Annotated in this window: 19 protein-coding genes and 1 pseudogene; 2 read left to right on the forward strand and 18 right to left on the reverse strand. The window is 34.2% G+C overall.

The features are described 5' to 3' along the window. The first annotated feature begins 40 nt into the window (after positions 1-40). Positions 41-1,561, forward strand: a complete 1,521-nt coding sequence (locus PSA_RS22875) for an IS66 family transposase (protein WP_059364853.1) — start codon at positions 41-43, stop codon at positions 1,559-1,561. Between the two features lie 27 nt (positions 1,562-1,588). Here the strand turns inward: PSA_RS22875 and PSA_RS22880 are convergent. The 18 genes and pseudogenes from PSA_RS22880 to PSA_RS22965 form a co-directional block, all read right to left on the reverse strand. Continuing rightward, positions 1,589-2,683: pseudogene (locus tag PSA_RS22880) on the reverse strand (threonine/serine exporter ThrE family protein); the annotation flags it as partial. Positions 2,684-2,887: 204 nt separating this feature from the next. Further along, positions 2,888-4,108 carry a glycosyltransferase gene (locus PSA_RS22885; RefSeq protein WP_042151058.1) on the reverse strand — a complete coding sequence of 407 codons (1,221 nt, stop codon included), beginning with the start codon at positions 4,106-4,108 and terminating at the stop codon, positions 2,888-2,890. A 177-nt stretch (positions 4,109-4,285) separates the two neighbouring features. Beyond that, positions 4,286-4,516, reverse strand: a complete 231-nt coding sequence (locus PSA_RS22890; RefSeq protein WP_042151060.1) for a hypothetical protein — start codon at positions 4,514-4,516, stop codon at positions 4,286-4,288. Between the two features lie 150 nt (positions 4,517-4,666). Beyond that, positions 4,667-5,032 carry a hypothetical protein gene (locus PSA_RS22895; protein ID WP_042151063.1) on the reverse strand — a complete coding sequence of 122 codons (366 nt, stop codon included), beginning with the start codon at positions 5,030-5,032 and terminating at the stop codon, positions 4,667-4,669. 78 nt (positions 5,033-5,110) lie between these two features. Continuing rightward, positions 5,111-6,580, reverse strand: a complete 1,470-nt coding sequence (locus tag PSA_RS22900) for a M48 family metalloprotease (RefSeq protein ID WP_052380211.1) — start codon at positions 6,578-6,580, stop codon at positions 5,111-5,113. A gap of 12 nt (positions 6,581-6,592) precedes the next feature. Next, positions 6,593-7,255, reverse strand: coding sequence for a hypothetical protein (locus tag PSA_RS22905; protein WP_042151064.1), 663 nt, complete (start codon positions 7,253-7,255; stop codon positions 6,593-6,595). A gap of 87 nt (positions 7,256-7,342) precedes the next feature. Further along, complete coding sequence (locus PSA_RS22910; RefSeq protein ID WP_042151067.1) at positions 7,343-7,954, reverse strand: hypothetical protein; 612 nt, start codon at positions 7,952-7,954, stop codon at positions 7,343-7,345. A gap of 36 nt (positions 7,955-7,990) precedes the next feature. After that, positions 7,991-8,989: a vWA domain-containing protein gene (locus PSA_RS22915; RefSeq protein WP_042151070.1), complete on the reverse strand. Its 999-nt coding sequence runs from the start codon at positions 8,987-8,989 to the stop codon at positions 7,991-7,993. Positions 8,990-8,997: 8 nt separating this feature from the next. Next, positions 8,998-10,077, reverse strand: a complete 1,080-nt coding sequence (locus PSA_RS22920; RefSeq protein ID WP_042151073.1) for a vWA domain-containing protein — start codon at positions 10,075-10,077, stop codon at positions 8,998-9,000. 3 nt (positions 10,078-10,080) lie between these two features. Continuing rightward, complete coding sequence (locus PSA_RS22925; RefSeq protein WP_042151076.1) at positions 10,081-11,373, reverse strand: hypothetical protein; 1,293 nt, start codon at positions 11,371-11,373, stop codon at positions 10,081-10,083. Then, entirely contained in the window at positions 11,374-12,186 is an 813-nt protein-coding gene (locus tag PSA_RS22930; RefSeq protein WP_042151078.1) for a MotA/TolQ/ExbB proton channel family protein, read from the reverse strand. It abuts the gene before it with no gap. Positions 12,187-12,198: 12 nt separating this feature from the next. After that, entirely contained in the window at positions 12,199-12,474 is a 276-nt protein-coding gene (locus PSA_RS22935; RefSeq protein ID WP_042151080.1) for a hypothetical protein, read from the reverse strand. A 12-nt stretch (positions 12,475-12,486) separates the two neighbouring features. Continuing rightward, positions 12,487-14,559, reverse strand: coding sequence for a PEGA domain-containing protein (locus PSA_RS22940; protein WP_052380209.1), 2,073 nt, complete (start codon positions 14,557-14,559; stop codon positions 12,487-12,489). Positions 14,560-14,563: 4 nt separating this feature from the next. Then, positions 14,564-16,081, reverse strand: a complete 1,518-nt coding sequence (locus PSA_RS22945) for a lipopolysaccharide assembly protein LapB (protein WP_042151084.1) — start codon at positions 16,079-16,081, stop codon at positions 14,564-14,566. Positions 16,082-16,236: 155 nt separating this feature from the next. Next, positions 16,237-17,406 (reverse strand): hypothetical protein, encoded by a 1,170-nt coding sequence (locus PSA_RS22950; RefSeq protein WP_042151087.1) that lies wholly within the window; start codon positions 17,404-17,406, stop codon positions 16,237-16,239. A 5-nt stretch (positions 17,407-17,411) separates the two neighbouring features. After that, the gene (locus PSA_RS22955) at positions 17,412-18,527 is read right to left on the reverse strand and encodes a hypothetical protein (protein WP_059365055.1); all 1,116 of its coding nucleotides are present in this window, start codon (positions 18,525-18,527) and stop codon (positions 17,412-17,414) included. 14 nt (positions 18,528-18,541) lie between these two features. Further along, a complete protein-coding gene (locus PSA_RS22960) occupies positions 18,542-19,807 on the reverse strand; it encodes a tetratricopeptide repeat protein (RefSeq protein WP_042151094.1) in 1,266 nt (421 codons plus the stop codon). Between the two features lie 244 nt (positions 19,808-20,051). Then, a complete protein-coding gene (locus PSA_RS22965) occupies positions 20,052-21,266 on the reverse strand; it encodes a Xaa-Pro peptidase family protein (RefSeq protein WP_042151097.1) in 1,215 nt (404 codons plus the stop codon). A 157-nt stretch (positions 21,267-21,423) separates the two neighbouring features. Between PSA_RS22965 and PSA_RS22970 the strand changes: the two genes are divergently transcribed. Next, on the forward strand, positions 21,424-22,320 hold the full coding sequence (locus PSA_RS22970) for a cation diffusion facilitator family transporter (RefSeq protein WP_042151100.1): 897 nt from the start codon (positions 21,424-21,426) through the stop codon (positions 22,318-22,320). The last annotated feature ends 60 nt before the right edge of the window (positions 22,321-22,380 follow it).

Raw genomic sequence — 22,380 nt, forward strand, 5'->3', positions numbered from 1 at the left:
GTCATGCTAGCCATACTTTGAGATAAATAAAGCTTTATAAATGTCTGATAATGCGCAAATAAATCAACTGCAAAAACAACTGGCGGCTTTGCAAGCTCAGGTTGATGCATTGCAGCAAGATAAACAAGCATTAAAAGAAGATATGGTTGAAATGCAGGCGCGTATTGATCACCTTCTTGCAGAATTGAAACTGAGCAAATCTCAAAAATATGGCAAGAAAAGTGAGAAGGCACCACGTGGCACCTTTAACGAAGCAGAGCAAGCAAAGTCAGCGCCCAAGCATCATAAAAAAGGCAAACAAACACTGCCTGAAGATATACCGCGTGAAGAAGTTGAACATGTATTAGCAGATAGCAGTTGTATGTGTTGCGGGAATGATATGCATGTTTGTGGCACTGAAGAAAGTGAACAAGTTAAAATTATCCCAGCCAAAATCAGTGTCATAAAACACAAGCAATTCAAATACGCTTGTCGTCATTGTGAAAATACTGAAATCAAAAACAAAATCATTACCGCTTCCAAGCCAAAACAACCGATACCCGGCAGTATTGCCAGCGCGGAAACACTGGCTGCAGTTGTGACGGCTAAATATTGTGATGCGTTACCGCTTTATCGACAGGTTGAGATATTCAAACGCGGTGGACTTAGCTTGTCTCGGGGCACGCTGGCAAATTGGTGTATTAAAGCTGGCGCAATCATTAAACCTTTAGTTGAAGCAATGAGACGACATTTACTCGCTCAGCATAGTTTATGCGCCGATGAAACTCGAGTTCAGGTATTAGATGAGCCTGATAAAAAAGCCACAAACCAATCTTATATGTGGGTGTATCGCAGTAACGAAATGAGTGAGCAACCTGTTGTGGTTTATGATTACCAGGCGGGTAGAAGTCGCGCCTGTTTAAAAGAATTCCTAGGGGATTATCAAGGATATTTACAGTGTGATGGCTACCCTGTTTATGACAATGTTGAAAATATCACGCCTGTAGGCTGCTGGGCACATGCCAGGCGTAAATATAATGATGCACTTAAGGCTGAGTCAAAGAATAAAGGTCGGGCACATAAGGCAATCAGTTTCATCAGTAAACTTTATAAATTAGAAACGCAGGCAAAAAACAAGAAACTAAGCGCAAAGAAACGCTATCAATTACGGCAAGAAAAAGCCAAACCAATATTAGCAGCATTTAAAATATGGTTAGATGAAGCCAAGATAAAAGTCACCAAAGAGAGCCATATTGGCAAAGCAATCAACTACACACTTAATCAATGGGATAAATTAAATCATTATATAGAAGATGGTGAATTAGGTATCGACAATAATATAACGGAGCGAGATATCAGACCATTTACCACGGGACGGAAAAACTGGATGTTCTCACAATCAGTCAATGGTGTAGAGGCAAGTGCGATACTTTATAGTATTGTCATGACATGTCGGGCAAATGATATAAACCCATATTACTACTTCCAACATTTATTTAAAGAAATGCCAAATCGAGAAGAAAATTCAGATTTAACAGATTTAATGCCGTGGAATGTGCAGCTAGACTTTGATTATAACTAGCCGCACCGCCTAGTTGCGCGTTTACTTTAAACCTATATAAGTTTTACTTCCTGGTACCAATACAATTAGACCTTGCATAGATACAATACAAGCAGGTGCATTTGCAATTCGGGTAAATAAATTACTATATATTCCCACTGCAAAAGCACCAACAAAAGCACCTAAAGTGAAATCTAAATATATCGCACCCAAATAACTGGCACCAAATGCAATGAAACCTGAGGCTATTGACCAAGTTGCATGTTTTGCTTTAGTTTTAAATATTATAATTAAGCTTGTACATAATGCAGCTATAGCCACCCAAGCAGTCCACTTTTCAAGTGGTACAGGTGCGATAAACTCAGCTTGACCAAATAGCGCAAAACCTAATGCCATGCCTAAAAACGCACCGAAATATAGCTTAAATAGCAGCATGATTGCATCCATGATCCGAGCTGTACCAGAGACCAGATGTCTTGCTGAAAGTTCAGCTAATCCAAGTGTTAAAGCAAGACCCGGAATGAACACAATAATAGCAGAGAGGATCACAAGCCTTATATTAATTCCAGGGTCGATATATACACTGATAGCACAAGCAATTAATGCTGATACAACAGCAACTAAAGGCTCTAACATATGGGCAACGCCTTTTGAGCGCTCAGACCATAAAACAAAAATATAAACAACTAAACTGATAATCGCAGACCAAAAAGCATCATTCCAGCTGGTGCCCATCAGCATAGCAAAAGCACCTCCAGACATTGAAAATGCTAAACCTGTGGCTACTTTACTGTATGGATTAGGTAAATCGTTTATATAGTCTAATCTTTGTTCTGCTTCTTCTAAAGTTCTTGTGCCGTTAGATAATTCATCAACCAATTCGTCTGTACGGGACAATGAGCCTAAATCAAGTTCACCAGGGGCGACACGTGCTGCATGAGTATATTCATTTTCATGACCTTCACTCCAAATAACGAAAGTTAAAGCGGTTGGAGTGATAATAAATGAAGACTTTAATCCAAATGAGCTGGCTACATTAAGTAAGTGTGCTTCTAATCTGTACGCTGGCGTGCCATATTTGTGAAGCATCTTTCCAAGTTTTACTATAAATTTTCTTTTCTGAGTAAAAGTCGCGTTATTCAAAATTCAATCCACAAAGAAGTATACATAAACTATAGCTAAAATATTTATATAAAAGCGATAGGTAATTATATTAATAGCTTAAATACTATTAGGCTATTTTATGTAAGCATTTTTTAATGAACAGATTTTATAAAAAAACATGTTCATAATTTTAGGTGGATTGTAAATTGAAAAAAAAATCTGTCACGCTTTATTTCACATTTTTTATTTGTTTTTCGCTTCAATCCACTGAGCCATATATTTTGTACTGCTCATAGTATGATGTTTTAACATAGCACCCGTAAAATTATCGCGTCTATGGGAAGTTAATTCATTGATGGTACAATGAATTTTCTCAACAAGCTGTTGGCCTAAAAGTTCACCATTATATCTATTTTTTAATAGAGGAGAAGCAGCCTGACTAGCCGAATTCCATAATGCTTCATTCTCATAAAGTTTAACTGCTTGTTTCACGAATTCATTAATATCATTCTGAATGTCTCCTGGCCATTGTTCATTATCATACATGCCCTCAGCACCAATATCCGTAGTGATATTTGGCGTGCCAACAGTCATAGCATCTAATAATTTACCTTTTATCCCTGCACCAAATCTAAGCGGTGCTAAGCAAATCTTTGCTTCTTGCATTACTTCAAGTGCATCATCAGCCCAACCTTTAATATTAAAACCCATTTTTGGATTATTGAGGGCGGTTGCTTTTGGTGGTGGATAAGAGCCATAAATATTTAATTGTGCATCTGGTATGTGTTTACGGATCAGAGGCCATATTTTTTGTAAAAATAATACTGCATCCCAATTAGGTGCATGACGAAAGTTTCCGATTGTCATAAATCCAGAGCGTTCGTTAAAGGCTTTTGTTTTACTGGGTATTTTATTTAAATCAAGCATAAAGGGTAAATAATGCAAAACGTTACAAGGTATATTAAATGTACCTTTAAGCAACTTCATTTCAAAACTTGATATTATTAAAGAGATATCACACCTTAAAATTGCAGCGATTTCTCTTTTCGCAATATCGCTTTGCAAGTCAGTTAGTGTCATTGCACGATCTTTTTTATGAGCTTGATGGCGCGCATTTCTTAAACATTGTAAATCTTCCGTATCTAATATCTTTAATGCATCAGGACAAAACTTATCAACTCTCCAGCCAAATTGTTCTTCCATCATAAAACGGTCAAACATTACGATATCTGGAGATAATGTTTGAATATACTCATCAAAACTGGAGCAATTTAATGCAATTTCTTTACTTGAAATCCCTTCAAGTTCTAAATCTATCATATGCTCTGTTTTTTGAGCCGGCGTTGCAAATTCAACTTGCCAATCTTGCTTTTTGAATAACCTCAAAATTGATAGCATATGGCTACCAGCAGCAGATGAGTTTGGTTCAGGCCAAACATAACCGATCACAAGTACTTTTTTCATTACAGAATTCTTCTTACATAAAATAGGGTAAAAGTTCAATCTTGATAAAATTGACTAATATATAACAAACTCTTAAAAACAGATAACTAAGCTTTATACCTAATATCTTAGGTATTATATAAAGTAGATAATAACAGGAAATCAAAGCTTTTAGACACAGTATTTATGTTTAGAGTTTTAATTTATTTGTTCATAAAGCTCTGAGTACTCAGTTCTATGGAGGTTAAATAAAAACTTTATCAAACAGTCTCTGCCTTGCGCAACATTCTTAAATCTTCCCGCGATGATATTATCCTCAGATCTTACAGATTCTAGGGCTAATTTTACTTGCCTCTGATCAGGTAAATGTATCTCAAGCTCTTTACCTTCGAATAGTTTATTAGCGCTTGTTATACAGTTTGCCCGCATTGTGATCCCAGAACTTGATAAGAACAAAATTTCTACTTGTTGCTTAGTGCCTTTATTATGTAGTGAAACATTTTGAGGGGAGTTTACACGTTAGTTAGGATCAATAACTTGCATATCCATAATTTCAGGCGTACCAAGTATTGGCGTGAATTATTCTTTTAAATCCACATTTTCTTTATTCATCTGACACAACAGGATCCGCGATTTTAGCGATTCTATCGCCATTTGGCTTATCAAAAAATTGATAAATATGAGAGCAGACAAAGCCAATTGAATTGGACCATGCTGCATACCAAGTTTTGAATCATAAATGGCTAAGCCAAATAATAAAAAAAGAACAACTAAGAATACTTTCAATAGCTGATTTGTATAAAAAGTTAATATACCTTCTTTTTTGATATCTTTTTTAACAAACACAGAACAAAAATATGGAATAACTTTTACTTTGAATCCAGATTTCTTTTCTACAAAGTTCTCATTCATCAGTGTTAATTGATCACGCAATGCATCAATCACTAAAATACCTATCGAGTTAGTTTTTTGATTTTGGATTGTAATCAAATACAATTAAAAAATCACTCTATAAGTAAACCGTTATTTTATTATTTTTATCCATTGCCCAGATAATGGCTCTCCTCGCGGATATTGACCATTTATCAAGCGTAATTGCTGCTCTCCATAAAGTCCTATCTTTAATTGCTTAGCAAGTAATGAGTACTTAGTTTGATCATTTGCTTTAACATAATGAATGACTTTAGATTTCTTATTGGTATTTTGAACTCGATGGGGCTTGAAGCTATGAATACTTTTCAAGAAGATACTATCGTAGTCTATCTCTGTATCTATATTATTCACTGTTGATATTAACGTATAGGCGCGTCCACCTTGAAAAATAGTCGCTACTCTTTGATCTGTTTTACCATTAGCACCTTCAATAATACCTGTATGGCCAATTAATCCATTTTGTTTAAAGTCTTCAGAGCGTTTTAACATAGATACTTTAGTTTGATTTCTTAAATGTGCTGCAGGAGATACGCCTTTTAACCTCTTGGACACCAGTAATTGTATTTGGGCTGATTTATTTTTAGGTTCGCTAATAATTGCTTTTCTGGTGTTAGTAACTTGCCAATCTACAGGAAATAATAACGAAAAACCCAACTTTTCATGTATATATCTGTTTTTCTCAACGGGTTGTTTTTTTAAAAGGGCGCTGTAATTAACACCGTAAATCATGCCTTCTGTTTTTTCTCTATATACTTGTTCATTAATTTTTTTATTATCATTTGATTTAAGCGTACCAGCTTTTGAAATAACCTCTTTTAATCGAATATCATTTCTTGGGTGTGTGGAAAACACACCATGATAGCTTTTATTCTTTTTACCTTCTTCTTTAGCTCTGTACCTCGCAAACTTCTCTTGATCTTTTAAAACACCGATTGTTTCAACCATAGCATGGGGATCATAACCACTATTAAATAGATATTCAGCACCTAAACCATCAGCTTCTAGCTCCATTTCTCTCCCATAACCTTTAACTGCAGCGGTTCCCCAAAGGTTTGTAACATCACCAATGGCTGCACTACCTGTTGTAAATACAGATAATACAGATAATACACTTGCTCCTTTTCTTGCTGAGTCTTGCCTAACTACATGCCTAGCCGTCACATGTCCGACTTCATGTGCTAATACGGCAGCAAGTTGTGCTTCTGAATCTAAATAGCTTAATAAACCTCTATTGATGTATATATAACCGCCAGGCAGTGCAAAAGCATTAATATCGGGGGCATCAATGATAGTAAAATGATATTTAATATCTTTTCTATGGCTATTTTTAACAATTTTTTGACCTATACTATCTACATATTTGGCTAACTTTTCATCCTGATAAATCGGCATAGATTTTATCAACTTTTCATGCATTTCTTTGCCCATTTCAATTTCTGAGCTTTCAGACATCATTACGATATCTGGCGTCCCAGTAGCTGGATTTATTGAACAAGCCATCATTAATAAAATAGGGATCAAAATCATAAATCTGATTATAGTCATAAGCAATATATTCATAAAAACTCCCATTTATCCCTCTGTATTATTGAAAAAGTGCTTTAATTGCAAAGCCATACCTTTACAGGCATCAGCTTGTACTTGTGCGATAATTGGGATGGGAATAACAACAGCAGGCATATATGATGTACCATCTGCTTCGCTACTAATTTTACCTATCAGTTTTTTCTTTTTATAATCCCAGATTGAAGCTTCATATTCAGCTTTTTTATCCCAAGTGCCAAATCCAAAGCACCCTAAGCCACCACCGCCTAAGCTACAGGTGATACTACCACTACTTCGGGTCGTTTCTGTATTACCATCAACCCAAATAATGTAGTGAACATTAAAATCGTTAAATTTCTCCGATACAGCATCATAGGCTAGTAAACGTTGTAAGTCTCTCACTCTCAATGGGGCAGTGCGGGGCTCAAACCAAGGGTATAAATTATCAACAAATGTTTGTTCTGGGATCACATTCAGCTGATTTTCACCTTTTGCTAAGATCTTGCCTATGCAAGAAATAAGCTCAGGCTCAGTTTCATAATCACTGCTAGTTCTTCTACCAATAACAACAATTGACTCGCCTTCTACTAATTCAGTAGAGGCATGTTGAACTTCTTCTATGGTCACAGTAGTACAACCAAATAAAATAAAAAAAAGGCTAAATACACATGCATAAGATAGTTTGATCATCATAATTACCTTTAGTATTGAGCAATTAAAAATAAAGTGCTTATAAATTAAGCATAGCTTCTATTATTTAAATTCACCATTTCATGCTTATTTATTTGCGTGTTTCTTTAACCAGTTATTTATTTCAGGTATATGACTAAATTTAAGCGTTAAACCAGCGCCTGCATCCCTTAATGCGATAACCATAGCCTCGTTTAACGCACTTTCTTGAGTTTGCATAAACGCGGTAGGAGTTTTACCATAAGCTGTTAATATCCAATCTGCTAATAACTGGCCTTGGTTATCATATACCTTCATATTATATTTGATCCAAACCTCAAACATATTTAGCTTAGTTTCTGCTGGTACGTTATATTGCAACTCATCAACATGGGGTTTAAAAAATATATCAATGGGGTTATTTGGTTTACTTTCAAGATCTGGCACACTAACAACATCAGAGAACATAGCAGGCAATACTGTGTTAAATAACGCTAACTGAGCATCGCCGACTTCAATTTCCCATTCTTCTCGTTTTTCATCTTTTTCATTATATTGATATGCCTTAAACTCTTTATCATAAATTACCCCTAAGGTGTAAGGTAGTTTATTAACGACGGGGGTAGGGAACTCCCCCTCTACTGTTAAAGTGCTTTTACATCCTGTAAAAACAAACAAAACTAAAATAAAAGAGATGAATTTTATAATATTAAATATCATTAACATGTCCTTTTTATAAAAATTAAGCGTTATTATCTATTTGTAATCATTTAGCCCAACAAAAGTACCGCCATTTCTATATGTTAGTTCTCGCATTAAGGTTGCAAATCGAATGCCTGTTGTTTGTAAATGAGTAGGTCGCATAAATTGAACAGGAAAACCAACCGCGTGTATTCTTACCAATCTTTCGTTATCCTTATTTACTTTGTTTATTCGCTCTATGGTACCCAGTACTGTTTGAATTGAACGTCCAGAAAATTCATCACCCATGACATACAAACTAATTTTTTTATCTTGAGTAAAAAAAGTACTAATCGCCTTTTGAATGCCTTCAACTGGACTACTGTTACTAAAGGGGTTCCATGTTCTTAACCGTTTTATAATTGCCTCTCTACGTCCTGGTGTATCGGGGATCCACTTCCTTCTATAATTTGTGAACATATATTTACCCATATCATTCATAATTTGAATGCCTTTGACTTTAGGGTATATATCCAATGTTGCGATAATTTCTTCTAATAATCTTTGCCAACCATAGTTATACATACTGCCGGATGTATCTATAATGAAAACTAAATATTCACTATCAACTGGGATCCCCCCAATTAAGTTATTTTTATTCTTATAATTTGCACCTAACAAACGGGTCATTTCATCCGAAAGCGATTGCAGCGCAATTGCTAGTTTCCCTTTTTCTTTCTGCATGTAAGTTGCAGCTTTTGAAGTTTGGGCGTATTGGGCTTCAATGGTCGCGAGCTTTGTACGTAAAATAGCAATACGCTTTTTTTCGTTATCTATTTGTTCATGTTTGGCCGTTAAATTACGATTAAAGATGGTTGTTTCGCCTCTAATACTAAATAAGGTTTTTTGTAGGTTTTCAACTTGGGCATCTAAATTAACTGCAGACTTTTCAAGTACAATTGGCTGTACAGTTTTAGTGATCATTAACAGTAAAATGATGGCACCAAAGCCACAACAAATCACATCTAAAAATGCAATACTTGACTCTTGTTGTATCCTTTTATTTCTTGCCATAAAAACTCCTAGGGCCAATCTTGTGAAGGGCTCATAAATGAACCTGAAGTATATTGTGCAAGTTTCCAAAATGCAGAAGCAGCCATAGGATCACCTTCCATTGGCCACAATAAAACATTAACAGGAATACCTTCAGGCAAACTATTTACTGCTTTTTCAAATAAAGCTTCTCTTTGAGGGCCTGTAATCGTGGTCGCATTTTTATCCGTGGTACTACTTTGAGTTGGTAAACCATCGGTAATTAACAAAATATTATCGGGTAGGGGATCTAAGTAATTAACCACCTGAAATGCTTTTTCTAGATTTGTACCGCCAGTAGGCGCTGTTGTTCTCAGGTTTTTAATACTAGAGTTTAGAGTCTCTTTATCCGATATATAATGCCATTTGTGAATACTGTCTTTAAATGCCGCAGACACATCTGTATTAAAAGCATAAATTTGATATTGGCTTTGAACCGGAAATTTAGCGATTAACCATTCAACGGCTAAAATGGCACGCATCCATTTTGAAGAAGCTCTTTTTGCTTCATCTGGCATATATTTTTTTCGAATGATATTTACAATCGAGTTATCTAACATACTTGCGGAGGTATCTATTAAAATTAAGGTTCTGGCGCCACTGAGCTTTAGGCCTGTTAAATATTGTCTATTTCCTTGACCGGAAAAGTCTCTGGCGTCATTCCCTTTAGCTTGTTCATCTTCAAGCTTTTCTTTTTCAAGCATCAGGGTTTTTATTTTATTCTTTAAATCTAATAATTGTTGATCGTCATCGGGTATATCTAGTTGTGTTACTTTATTATTTATTGCATCAATTTCATCATTAATCCTACGGGCTAAACCACTTGTTTCGACCAAAGTTTGATCTAAAGTTGAAATTGTATTTTTTAGTTTTACTAAATTTTTATCTCCTTCTAAAATTTCTTCTTCTAATAAATTAACTTCAGCCTTTAAAGTAATGTTTTGTGCATCAACAACAGTATCAACATCGTGTTTAATAATTAAAAAAACTAAGATCACAGCACCAAAACCGCAAGACATAATATCAAGAAATGATAAGCTAAAAGTTGTAAACTGGCGCTTTTTTGTCATAGATTAGAACTCCTCTTCAACAGTAATTAATTCGAAATTAAAGTTATCGGAAATTGAAATTATGTCTGCATTGTTTAAAAGAATATTATCTTTAACGGATGCACCATTGACAGTTAAGCTTTTTGCTCTAATTGAAGTTAAGGTGATTTTGTTACCATTGGGAGTCAAAACTGCAAAAGATTCGGATGTTTGATGTCGACTAAATGGGTGTATGGTCTTTTTATCATTAGGATTGTTTAAGTACACATGTTTATTTTTAAATGCCACACTTAAATGATTAAATACAATATGTGTGGCATGCTTGATATTTATAACCTTATCTTGTTGGTATCGTTTTAGAGTCGGGATTTGTTCCAATAAACACACGCCAGATTGCTGTTTAATAAAAGGTAGTAGGTTTTGTATCAAGGCGAATATAGAAGGTTTTTTTAATCGTTTACCGTCATTTTTATACTGAGTATTAGCAATTAAATTATAAAAGTCATGTGTAAAATATAATGGAGCATCATTTGGTTTATTTTCAAATAGAACACTAAAAAATTCAGCTATTTTTTCTAATAAATCTTGAGTTTCTAGATTAATTGATTTTTCATTAATAGATATATCAGTATCTGCTAATTGTCCTGTATTTGATAACTTAATAAGCAATGTATAAATTTGGTTAAATAAGCTTTGTTCAGTGTGAGCACTATGAAAAACATCAAAACGGATATGTTTAATAAACTTTTGGTTGCACCAGTTTGATATATACCAAACTAACTCAATAAACCCTAATTCAAGAAATATATTTTGCTCATTGAGTTTAATTGTCTTGCTAATGGTCAAATTCGATAAATTACAATTATGTAACCCTAATTGGCCAATAGTATAATCACCCATATAATCAACAGCTTCAATATTTATTACATCTTGATTTACCAATGCTAATGTATTTAAATTACAACTTTGGGCTAAACCTAATAACAATGATAATTCTTGCTCTTTGTAATAAGATGGCGTGATGAAAACAACTGGAATATTTGAATCATATTTTTCAGTAATCTTTAAAAGCTGCTGATACGCTAAATCTGCAAAATGCCTAATACTGTCATTTTTACAGTTAATTTCTTCATAACATAAACGTTGCCAAAAATGAGAATAAAAGTCATCAGGAGATAATTTGATATTAGGTAAAGCATCTTCACCAAATATAAGCTTATCTTTTGTGATATATGCATAAGCTCTTGACTCTGAGCTTGAGTGACTATCATGGACTATAAGTTGAAAGTCATTAACTTCGATAACAATAAAATCCATTTAGCACTCCTCTGAACTATCAATTTTTAAATGATTTAACAGATTTTCATCGCAATAATCTTGTGTATTTTGTACATGCCGTTCTTGAAATAGTTGCAATTGATGAGTGAAAAACATGATAAATATACTGATCACTAAAGCGATAAAGGTTGAGTTAAATGCCACACCTAGGCTATTGGTTACCCCAATAATATCGCCTTCAACAGCTTTATGCGCTTGACCTAATGCTTCACCTATTCCTCGTACAGTACCAATAAATCCAATAGAGGGAATTGCCCAAGAAATATATCTGACCATTGCTAATTCACTATCTAATCTATCAGCTTCTGAATCACAGGTATCTTTTATAGCGGTCGCAACTGCTGCGATATTTTCTGTTGCTATAAATCGCTTTAGTGCAATTAAAATTGTGCGTGGTAATAACAATACTTGTTTGTCTTTTGACAGGTTCTCAATTGGACGGCATAAACTATTGGCATCTTCTGGCAAAACCTTGGTACCTTGTTGAATATTTAATACTGAAAAATTTAGCATTGAAGTTTCATGAACAGTTTTTTTTGCTTTAAATGCCATGATCAACAATACCCAAAACATTAATATAAAGCAGGTTTCTTGTTCATAATCTTTTAGCACTATATAAAGGGATCTTTGAGTACTAATTTCACTACCGGCTTGTTGCTGTGCTTCTTGCTGTTGTAAAAGCGCGTCTGCATTGGGTCTGATCACAGCAACATAAACTGCATGTACAATTAAAATTGAGATCAATAAAGAAAATATTTGGAATATAAATTCACTGCCAGAACTTCGTTTCATAATAAATATCCTTTATATATCAACAGGGAATGGAACAGATAAGTCTTCAGAAATAGACTCTGTCGGAATAAACTTTTTATCTTTGTTTTTAGGTTTTTCGTTACTTTTAATTGGTTTATTTTCTGATAAGCTAAAAACTCTTTTAGGCTTATCAGTTATTAGCTTATCAATATCACTTGTTGATATTTTTGCTTGTTTATTACTAGTAGGTGATATGTTAATCGCTTCATTTGATACACTTGATGTTGTAAAAATTAAGAACATAAAAACACTTATTTTTATAACCATATAATTTGCCTCTTAATTAGCATATTTAGCAATTCTAAAACCAAGATCTTGTCTTTTATCATTGCCATAATCCCGAAATGAAAGTCTTAGTTCTGTCCGAGTTCCATGTGCCCAACTTGAGCCGCGGATAACATGATAGTCTCCTGTTAGAGGCCCCATAGGATCATATTGCACTTTTGAAGATAGACCGGTTTGAATTTCATATAAATCATGACTCCATTCGGCGACATTACCAGCAAGATCATAAATCCCTTTTTGGTTTTTATTAAATGAAGCAACGGGAGCAGATACTGGATATTCGTCATTGTATTTAGGTTGCACATTACCCAAAATTGCTGCGCCAGAAATATCAGCGAAATTTCCTGACTTTTTAGCTGGAGGCAGTGAATCCCCCCAAGGGTATTTCAGCATTTTGTCATCTATAAATCTTGATGACCAAATCCATTCAGCTTCTGTTGGCAATCTATAACCTGTGGCATTTTTATCAAATGAAACCAGTTTATTATCTTTTATGTCATAAAAATTGTTTAATTTTTCTTTGTCTGATAACCAGTTACAAAATAATGCAGCCTGAATCCAAGTGATATTTACAACAGGTTGAAGTTTGCCATTTAAGCTTTTACCTTTTACATTGCCAGAAGAGTGTTCGCTTTGAAACTGCTTAAATTGTTTATTGGTAACTTCTGTAAACCCTAAATAAAAAGGGCGAGATAAGTTTAGTGTACGCTTGATCTCATTTGCACGACGACCTTGTTCACGACGCGAAGCACCTGCGTAAAACGTTTTTTTCGGCTTAAATAATTTTAGTTTTCCACCTGAGGGATCTGAAATAATTGGCTTCATATTTTCCCACTTTGCTTGTTCTAACGTTTTAAGCTGAACACTAAATGTTTGTGCTAATGTGGGATTAGGTAGTATGTCTTTGTGATATGTAACATATCCGCTCTTTTCTATTCGTATACTTTGTTTTTTAACAGATAAAGTTAAATCTTGTGATGCGCGTCCCATCAAAGTGTCATTAATATAAATCAAAGCATCAGATGGGGCGACTTTAAACTTAACATCACCGAGAATAGGGGATAGACTGATATTTTTATTAACCTGGGTATTAGAATTAACAATTAATGTTTGACTATGCTGCTTAAATCCCTCCTTAAAAATCAATAATGAAGCACTTTGATCAGGAACTACATTAGCTAAAATAGGGGTTTTTCCTAAAAACTCATTACCATAGGTAACACTTGCACCACTAGGAGAGCTTGTAATTTTCAAAATACCTAACAACTTTTCTAAATGCACATCTCTCATTGTTTCATTTTTTAGCGCTATTACATCTATATTTCTTTGAACATCTTGATAACCTTTCTTTTTAAACACTAAGGAATGAGCACCTTGAAGTAAATCGAGCAAGGCGGGAGTCGTACCAAGATGTATGCCATCTTTAAATATTTTAGTTTCTGTAGGCGTTGAACTTATGCTGATCTGAGCCCAAGCGGGTGATAAATCTATCGTTAAATTTTGAGTTTTATTTTTACCGACAATTGTTATGGGAGTTTCGTAGTCAAAATATTTATTCGCTGAAACTATTAAAGTATGATCTCCAGCAGGAATGCTTTTTATAATTCCATCTATTAAATCAACAGATTCAGAATCTATTTTTACTGCGACTTTGACTTTGGGTTTAACAATTAATTCAAGATTTCCTGGTAACTTAGTAAACTCAAAATCGAAAGATTGATTTTGTTCTTGAGTTACTTCAAAACTAGTATCAAGTTGATAATATCCTGTTTTATCTGACTTTAAGCTGTATTTACCAGGCAACATTAAATAGTAATCTGACATTTTAACGTAGAAGCCACCCGATAAAGTAATATTCTTAGAAGCGGGCATAGTGCTGAAAGTAACTGATTTAGCAGTAAACACATATAATATCGCGATAATACTGATACATAATAGAATTACCAGTACCAGATGCTTTGTGCTAAATTGACTTTTTTTATGCGCTATCACTTCACTTGAAGGCACAAAATTTGACGGTTTAATTATATTGTTTGAGTTATTCGTAAAATTTGAATCTTTATTCATAACTTCACCCGTTATTTACTTTTTCAACGCACTTAACAAGAATTTTATTATTTTTACTGCCAGGTAGTAAATTCACAACTTTTCTAATATCCCTATAACCATTTCTTGAGCCGATTAAAGTATATTCACCTGGTTTTAGAGACATATTTTTATTGGTGAAATGACCAATATCTCCAATACGATAAATAGTGATACGTGTTAAATCATCAGATAAAATTTCAATATTGATTGGTAATTTACTTTGCCTCAAAATATGTTGTACTGATGTGATTTGTTTTAGTAGGTTTACATCTGGGTTTTGTATTTCAGTTGCTTGTTTATAAATATTTTGTGCCTCTTGATACACATTATTGTTTGATAACCGCGCTGGATAATTAATAATGCCATTAAGTTTATGCTCTAAGTCAGCTTTTGATTTAGTTCTTATTAAGCCCACTCGTGCTGAGGTAAGGCTTGAATCTATTAATAAAGCTTTATTATATTCTTTAGCAGCATCTTGCCATTTAAGTGACTTTTCTAGTTCTAAGGCTGATTTTAATATGTTCGAAATTTGACTCTGTGTTTGTTGATTTTTAGATTGTAATATTGCTGCATTTGGATCATTCGAATCAGGTATTATTTTTTGTGCTTGGGTAAAATACTTTATGGCAGTTTTAAATTCATGGTTATTTAAACTGATATAACCTTGAGACATGGCTTTAGAGAAATCTCTTTGTGTGATTTTAGCTTCAACTAATTTTAAATTATCTTGTGTTAATTGAGAGTTTTTATCTAAATCTATAGCAGTTAAAAAACGTTTTTTAGCATTATCTAATGATTTATTTTTTATTAAAATGACACCCTCATTATTTAATGAGAGTACCTCATCTAATACTAGTGCACGATCGTATTTTTTTTGTGCCTCAACGTCTGTGGGCTTTAAATACATGGCTATTTGTAATTGTTTCTTTGCTCTCGTTGCATTATTGTTAGCTAAAGCTTCACTGCCTTTATTTAAATACAATTGATAGTGTTGTTCAATTTCATGCTCTAGATTAGTTAGTTCAGTGAGCGATTCAGTATAGAGTGAAATCGCTTTATTAAACTCCTGAAGCCGATAAGATAAATCACCTTGTTTCGCTTTTTCAAAAGCCAGATCAAACTTCTCTTTTCCCCATAGCTCAACATGATGCTGTTCGAGTATATTCTGTTTATCAAGCACTTTAGCCAAAATTGTTTGAGAGGTTTTTCGATGTTTTGATAATTGTGCTTCATGCCATGGAGATTCATCAATTGCTTTATTTAACTCTTTCTCCATAAACACTTTACTATCAGTTTCTAACTCAGGTTTAGAGATATTTTTTGGTAAATAAAAAATAACAAAAATCAAAGCGAAAACTAAGGCTGTTATCCCTATAAGGTAATAAAAGTTAACGCTATTAAACTTAGTATTTGAGTTCCTTATATTTTTATCATTTAATTCAAAAGTTTTAGAGTGAGTTATCGCCTGTTCTTGTTGTTCCGAAGTATCTTTATGAGTCATCCAGCCTCCTAAGTTAACGAATAATCTAAAATCTTTTCTATGTTTAATATATAGTTTAGAAATTAATGAATTGCATTATTAAATTTAAAATTAATTCATTTAAAACCAACTTCCTTGTCATGGGTAATCGCTTATATAACAAGCATCATAAGCTGTTATTCACCTACATTAACTTTATAGATATCTTTTAATATTTCTCGCCATTGCTCATATTGATTATCAACAGTACCACTTAATGTAATAGTGCGATCTTCAAGTTCTATAACATGTGTTTCTAAGTTAGCCTCTAATGAATCACCCAGCTCTTGAAGTGCCTCTATGTGAATTTGAGACTCAGCATCTCTATCGAATCCATCTTTAATAATGTAACTACCACCAGCCACTGCGACGGTGCCTGCTGCACGAGCTGCACCACTTGAGTGTCCTGTAGCAAAAATACCAGCGATGATAGAGGCTGCCCCGATGAGCTTTTGGTTATTGGCCTTTCTTTGCATTGTTCTCATAGCTATGACTTCATTGTAGCTTTCTTTACGCCAGGTTTGATATGGGGTTTTCATGCCTTTAACATAACGACCGTAATATTCTTGAAGCGTATCAACAAATAAGTAATCTCTCTCTCTTATTTGTCTGATCCTAACCATCATAGGATCGCCCTCGGCAGGCAGCCTGTTCACAGAATAATTGCCCGATTGATCTTGTGATAAATGGCCCTCGAACATATTCGGAGAAAAAGACTTAGCAAATTTTAATTCTGATATTTGCCTTATTTTAGTTAATTGATTGGGCTGTAGTGTTTTTAGATATAGATATAGATCATTTGTTATTTGATTATATACATTCTGAAAGGGCTCTTTTGGTAACTGCATTTTAGCATTGTAAGAATATTTACTTGCTTTATGTCGATATTCTTTAGTGTACCAATGCTTACCCGTTGCATCTGTTACTTTTATGCTAAGTGTTAGTAATTCACCATCAGATTTAAGTATTTCACCAGCGACTAAAACATCTACTGAATCATGCTCCAAAGGGACAACCCTAACAGCTCCCCACGCGGCACTTGTTTGTAGTGTTTCCATTAATAGATAGGGAAAATAACTCGCTTCAGCCACACGTATTTCGGGGAAATAGATAGCATCATCATCTAATTCTTGTAGCTTATCTAAACCAGGATCAAAAACTCGTATTCCAATATCAAGCAGATGTGCATCTGAAATTTCAGTGGTTACAAGTATGACAGGGGTTACTTTAGTCGTTTTAACCTCTGTTGTTGCACAGCCTAGCTGCAAAATGATTAAAGGAATTAGAACATGTATAAATTTTAGCATTTCATTTACTCCTTACCTTGATTTTTATATTTTCGATATTCTTGCCATAATTTTTCTCTAATAATCGGATCAGCTTCTTTAAGTGCTGCCTCTCTGATTTGCCTTGCAACAATATCATCATCTTCACCACTGGGAATATCAGTAGGGGGTGCATATATTTGCTGATTTTTTGAATGCTTAAAGTCTCCTTCAGGTTGTCTACTAGGCATTGGCATTGATCCGTTTCCTGAATTCGAATCCGAATTCATACCTCTTTGTGTAGATTGAGAAGAATCAGTTTCACCATTGAGGACATCGTCATAAAGTCTGCCATTATTTGCATTTTCTACTTCTTCTTCACTGCCTTCTTCACTACCTTTGTTTTGAATATAAGCTCTTTCACTCAGTATCATGCCATCGTAATCATTCATTGATTTATTCAGTTTATCTTCAAGCTTTGCGATTATTTCTCCTCTGGTAGACTGAAGGGCGCCAGTACTTGATTGTGCACCTGAACTTGATTGCTCGCCTGAACTTGATTGTTCGCCTGAACTTGATTGTTCGCCTGAGCTTGATTGTTCACCTGAGCTTGATTGTTCACCTGAGCTTGATTGTTCACCTGAGCTTGATTGTTCACCTGAGCTTGATTGTTCACCTGAGCTTGATTGTTCACTAGCACTAGATTGTGAACTTGAGGATGTACTTGCTTCCTCTTCTGAAAAGTCTATTTCTTTATTGCTTGGTTTACTTTGTTCATTACCAAATGTATCTTCTGATTGTTGCTCTGATTGTTGCTCTGATTGTTGCTCTGATTGTTGCTCTGATTGTTGTGCTGATTGTTGTGCTGATTGTTGTGCTGATTGTTGCTCTGATTGTTGTGCTGAATCATTAGAGCGCGTTTGTGCTTGAGTTTGACTCTTTTGAGATGAAGGCTTTGATTGGCTTTGGCTTTGGCTTTTAGTGCTACTTTGAGATTGAGAAGGGGGACTCGACTTTGTAGGTGTAGACTTTGAAGCCGAAGAGCTTGATGGTGGCGAACTCGAAGGCGGCTGACTTGGAGGCGCAGGCGTCTGGGTAGACTTACACGCCACTAGAATAAAAATCAAAGTCATCATACAAAATAATTTAAGTGCTGTATTCATTATATAACTCCAATTTATTTCGGAAAGATATGTAGTTTCATTTGTTCGGTTTTTATCGGTATTCCTTTTACAAGTTTAGGTCTGAATTTAGTATGTCTCAATGATTTTAATGCAAGTGATCTTAACCTTGTGCTTTCTTTCATATTTGAATTAACAACCCTTATGTTTTTTGCTCGACCATGTTTAGTCACATCAAAAGATGCTTGTATGAATTTAGTATTTGATAGTAATAAATCCTTCGATATGTTTTCTCGGGTATTAGTGGCCAAATTTGGTAAATAAGGAAGTGCAATTGGTTTTTGGAATAAGTCTTCAGTAAATGTATTACCAGCATCATTTAGCATCGCAAATTGATAAGCTTCATTGTATAAATGCATAGCGGATTGCCTTTTTTCAAATAATAAATACCAATCAGCAAGTTTCAGTTTAACTGTAGAAATAGTAAAATAATCCGGTTGCGTCTGATTTTCCAATATCTCAATTTCATTTAATATTGTATCTCTACCATTTGAAAAGCTGGTACGTTTGAGTGAAATAATTTGGTTTTGATAATTCGTTGTAGTGGTATATTCGGTATTATCTATTAAGTTTGAATTAATCTGTGAAATATCAAAAGTTGCAAAAAAATAGTTTATTATCAATTTGTTATTCAATATATATATATTGCGCTTATCAAATTCACCATAAACTGTTTCACTAATATTTAACGCCATTTTATATAGGTAATGTGCATTATAGAGATCTTGCGCAGGGCTAGGAGAGTAGCTCATGGCGTAAGATGTTAAATTCCAATTAGCCAACTTAACCAAAACTTGTAACATCTCTTCATCTTGCTCGGCAAAATTACGATTATGCAGCCAATATAAATAATTGTACTTCTCATGAACTTGTTTCCATTTTTTTTGCTGTTTTAAGCTTAGAATTATTTTTTCTAAAATGGAAATTTGCGCTTTTGAATATAATCCATCATTAATTCTATTTAAATGAAGAGAACGATTAAAAGTGGTGATCGCTAAATCATGCTTTTGTTGTTTTTGATATATGTCGGCTAAATTGGCTAATTCTTGAGCTAACTTATCACTATAAACGCCTTCAGCAGATTCGAGTTCTTCAATTGCATTTTCGTAGTCTGTGATTTGCTCATTTAAGGTTTTTGGTGAGTTGTTATCAGCAAGTTTAAATGGGTTACTGGGGTTACTGATTGTATTAGCTGCACTAATAGAAAAACACAAAAATGTCAGTATTAAAAAACTAAAATTCAAATATAAATTTTTTGTCATAACTAATCTCCATGATTGCACCGAATTGGACGTAATCTTTTGAGCAAGTTTTCCCTGACAGAAATTTTTCTTAGTTATAGCTAAGATATTTAATTTATTATTATATTTTATTTAAAACATTTTAAACTAAATGTTTTCTTTTATTCAATTAAAGTATAGACGATAAAAATTAGATAGTTGTAAATATTAGACAGATTTTAAATTAATAAAAAAAGCATCATAAAAATGATGCTTTTTAACATGTTTAAGCTTCTAATCCGAAAGGATCATCTATCGAGTGAGAAGGGGTTGTAAACCATACTGGTCCATTGTCATCCATATAAAAATGATCTTCTAAGCGGATTCCAAATTTTCCTGGGATCACTAACATAGGTTCATTACTAAATACCATGCCAGTTGCAAGTTTTGTTTCTGTTCCTTTAACTAAGTATGGCCATTCATGGATATCTAAGCCACATCCATGACCCGTTCTATGAGGTAAGCCTGGTAGCTGATAGTCTGGACCATACCCATGAGCCTCTAATACTGTTCTTGCACCGTCATCAACATTGCCACAAGGTGCATTCAATTTAGCTTCATTAAAGGCATTTATTTGAGCATCTTTTTCAACCTGCCAAGCAGCTCTTTGCTCTGCTGTTGCTTCTCCATAAGCATAAGTTCTTGTGATATCCGAATTGTAACCATGTAATAAACACCCAGTGTCTATTAATACCCAATCATTTTCTTTTAAGGTCTGAGGATCTTTAACACCATGAGGGAATGAGGTGGCTAAACCAAATAGCACGATGCAAAAAGAAGAACCTGTTGCACCGACTCGTTTATGCGCTTCATTTATAAATTGCGTTACTTCCAATGTTGTTATGCCTGGATGTAAAACCCTAGCGGCAGCTTTGTGTACTTCAATTGTCATATCTTTTGCACGCTGCATCAGTGCAATTTCAGATTTTGATTTTATTTGCCTACATAATGCGCTCACATCTGAACCATTAACATATTCATAATGCGACGCTGCTTTCCTTAAACCATCAAAAACAAAAAATGAAGCCGACTCATCAATAGCAATTTTACCTGATGAGATCCTCATTTTATTTAAAGTACTTGCAAATAGGGCATATGGGCTTTCATGCTCGTGCCAACCATTAAAACGGCCTTGAATAAGCATATGATCTCTTAAAGAGCCTTCTTCAAAATGCGGTGCGATAAACTCTAATTCGCCCTGAGCTGGCAAAATAGCACCTACAAGCCTTTCACTCTTATACCATTTTAAACCTGTAAAATAATATAAATTAGTGCCAGCATCTAGATACATAGCTTTAATATTTTGTTCACGCATTAACGATTGTGCTTTATAAATACGCGCTTCAAATTCATTTTTAGATATTGAATCAATCTCTTTTGTCATATCTGACAATTTATTTAGCTCTTTCTCTATCGTAGAGCCACCTACGCCTAATGTCATGTTAAACCCTCAATTGCATACAATATGTAAAATGTACCATGTAGATATCCAAAAATGAAGATAAGCTAAGTGTTTAACTGTAATAATTGAAAATTAAAGTGCTTTTGATTGTTACGGAGGATACAATTGCGATTATATAACATTATATATTTTTTAAATGACAGATATTACAACCCATAAATCTTCTCAAAGACGTTTATTAACAGCACTGGCCATCACTTGTAGCTTTATGATTATACAAATTATCGGTGCTTTTTATGCCAACTCACTTGCTGTGTATGCAGATGCAGGCCATTTGTTTGTTCATAATAGTTCATTATTTATCGCTTTAATTGCTTCTGCTCTTGCAATTAAACTTGCAACAACTTTTAGTGATGGTTACCGTAAAGCAGAGTTAACTGGCGGGTTAATTAATGGCTGTTTATATCTATTGATCAGTGGCTTTATTTTATTTCAAGGGTCTGAACGATTATTAGAGCATGAACATCACGCAGGATTAGAAGTTAATACTTTTATCATGTCTTCAATTGCTGCAGTTGGGTTCTTATTCCACGGTATTTCTGCTTTCGTATTATATAGAGGAAGAAAGGATAGCATAAATGTATACGCGGTCTTTCTTCATACATTTTTTGATTTATTATCCACAATCATAACGTTTATAACCAGTATTGTGATTCATTATACGGGTTGGTTAGCTGCAGATTCTATTTCAAGTATGATAATTTCAATTTTTGTATTAGTAACCGGTTTAAAACTCGTTCATAAGTGTGTCATCGGCTTATTCTTTTGTGGCGTACGCCTACCTTCAGTTAAAAAAATAGAAAAAGCCTTACGGCAGCTAGATCACGTTGATAATATTCATAACTTGATTATTAAAATTGAAAACAAAGAGATATGCGTAGGTGTACATATTGTATTAAAGCACGCTTGTACTTTAGGCAAGCATGATGAAATATGCCGTTTAGAGGTAGAATCTCTATTGAAAAAACAATTCAACGTTACTCAGTGTGTATTACAAATTGAAGCACACGGCTGTAATGGCGCATTTGCTTAATCTAATACAATAATAACTCCGGTATCTTTTAACATGTTATTTTTTGTTAAATAAATCAGC

This window comes from Pseudoalteromonas sp. '520P1 No. 423' (genome assembly GCF_001269985.1).
Lineage (GTDB): Bacteria > Pseudomonadota > Gammaproteobacteria > Enterobacterales > Alteromonadaceae > Pseudoalteromonas.

Excerpts from the sequence above, each read along its gene's own strand:
- PSA_RS22955 (WP_059365055.1), bottom strand. The coding sequence starts at position 18,527 with ATGAATACAGCACTTAAATTATTTTGTATGATGACTTTGATTTTTATT.
- PSA_RS22920 (WP_042151073.1), bottom strand. The coding sequence starts at position 10,077 with ATGACAAAAAAGCGCCAGTTTACAACTTTTAGCTTATCATTTCTTGAT.
- PSA_RS22945 (WP_042151084.1), bottom strand. The coding sequence starts at position 16,081 with ATGACTCATAAAGATACTTCGGAACAACAAGAACAGGCGATAACTCAC.
- PSA_RS22885 (WP_042151058.1), bottom strand. The coding sequence starts at position 4,108 with ATGAAAAAAGTACTTGTGATCGGTTATGTTTGGCCTGAACCAAACTCA.
- PSA_RS22900 (WP_052380211.1), bottom strand. The coding sequence starts at position 6,580 with ATGAATATATTGCTTATGACTATAATCAGATTTATGATTTTGATCCCT.
- PSA_RS22910 (WP_042151067.1), bottom strand. The coding sequence starts at position 7,954 with ATGATATTTAATATTATAAAATTCATCTCTTTTATTTTAGTTTTGTTT.
- PSA_RS22965 (WP_042151097.1), bottom strand. The coding sequence starts at position 21,266 with ATGACATTAGGCGTAGGTGGCTCTACGATAGAGAAAGAGCTAAATAAA.
- PSA_RS22960 (WP_042151094.1), bottom strand. The coding sequence starts at position 19,807 with ATGACAAAAAATTTATATTTGAATTTTAGTTTTTTAATACTGACATTT.
- PSA_RS22940 (WP_052380209.1), bottom strand. The coding sequence starts at position 14,559 with ATGAATAAAGATTCAAATTTTACGAATAACTCAAACAATATAATTAAA.
- PSA_RS22970 (WP_042151100.1), top strand. The coding sequence starts at position 21,424 with ATGACAGATATTACAACCCATAAATCTTCTCAAAGACGTTTATTAACA.
- PSA_RS22935 (WP_042151080.1), bottom strand. The coding sequence starts at position 12,474 with ATGGTTATAAAAATAAGTGTTTTTATGTTCTTAATTTTTACAACATCA.
- PSA_RS22890 (WP_042151060.1), bottom strand. The coding sequence starts at position 4,516 with ATGCGGGCAAACTGTATAACAAGCGCTAATAAACTATTCGAAGGTAAA.
- PSA_RS22905 (WP_042151064.1), bottom strand. The coding sequence starts at position 7,255 with ATGATCAAACTATCTTATGCATGTGTATTTAGCCTTTTTTTTATTTTA.
- PSA_RS22930 (WP_042151078.1), bottom strand. The coding sequence starts at position 12,186 with ATGAAACGAAGTTCTGGCAGTGAATTTATATTCCAAATATTTTCTTTA.
- PSA_RS22915 (WP_042151070.1), bottom strand. The coding sequence starts at position 8,989 with ATGGCAAGAAATAAAAGGATACAACAAGAGTCAAGTATTGCATTTTTA.
- PSA_RS22875 (WP_059364853.1), top strand. The coding sequence starts at position 41 with ATGTCTGATAATGCGCAAATAAATCAACTGCAAAAACAACTGGCGGCT.
- PSA_RS22950 (WP_042151087.1), bottom strand. The coding sequence starts at position 17,406 with ATGCTAAAATTTATACATGTTCTAATTCCTTTAATCATTTTGCAGCTA.
- PSA_RS22925 (WP_042151076.1), bottom strand. The coding sequence starts at position 11,373 with ATGGATTTTATTGTTATCGAAGTTAATGACTTTCAACTTATAGTCCAT.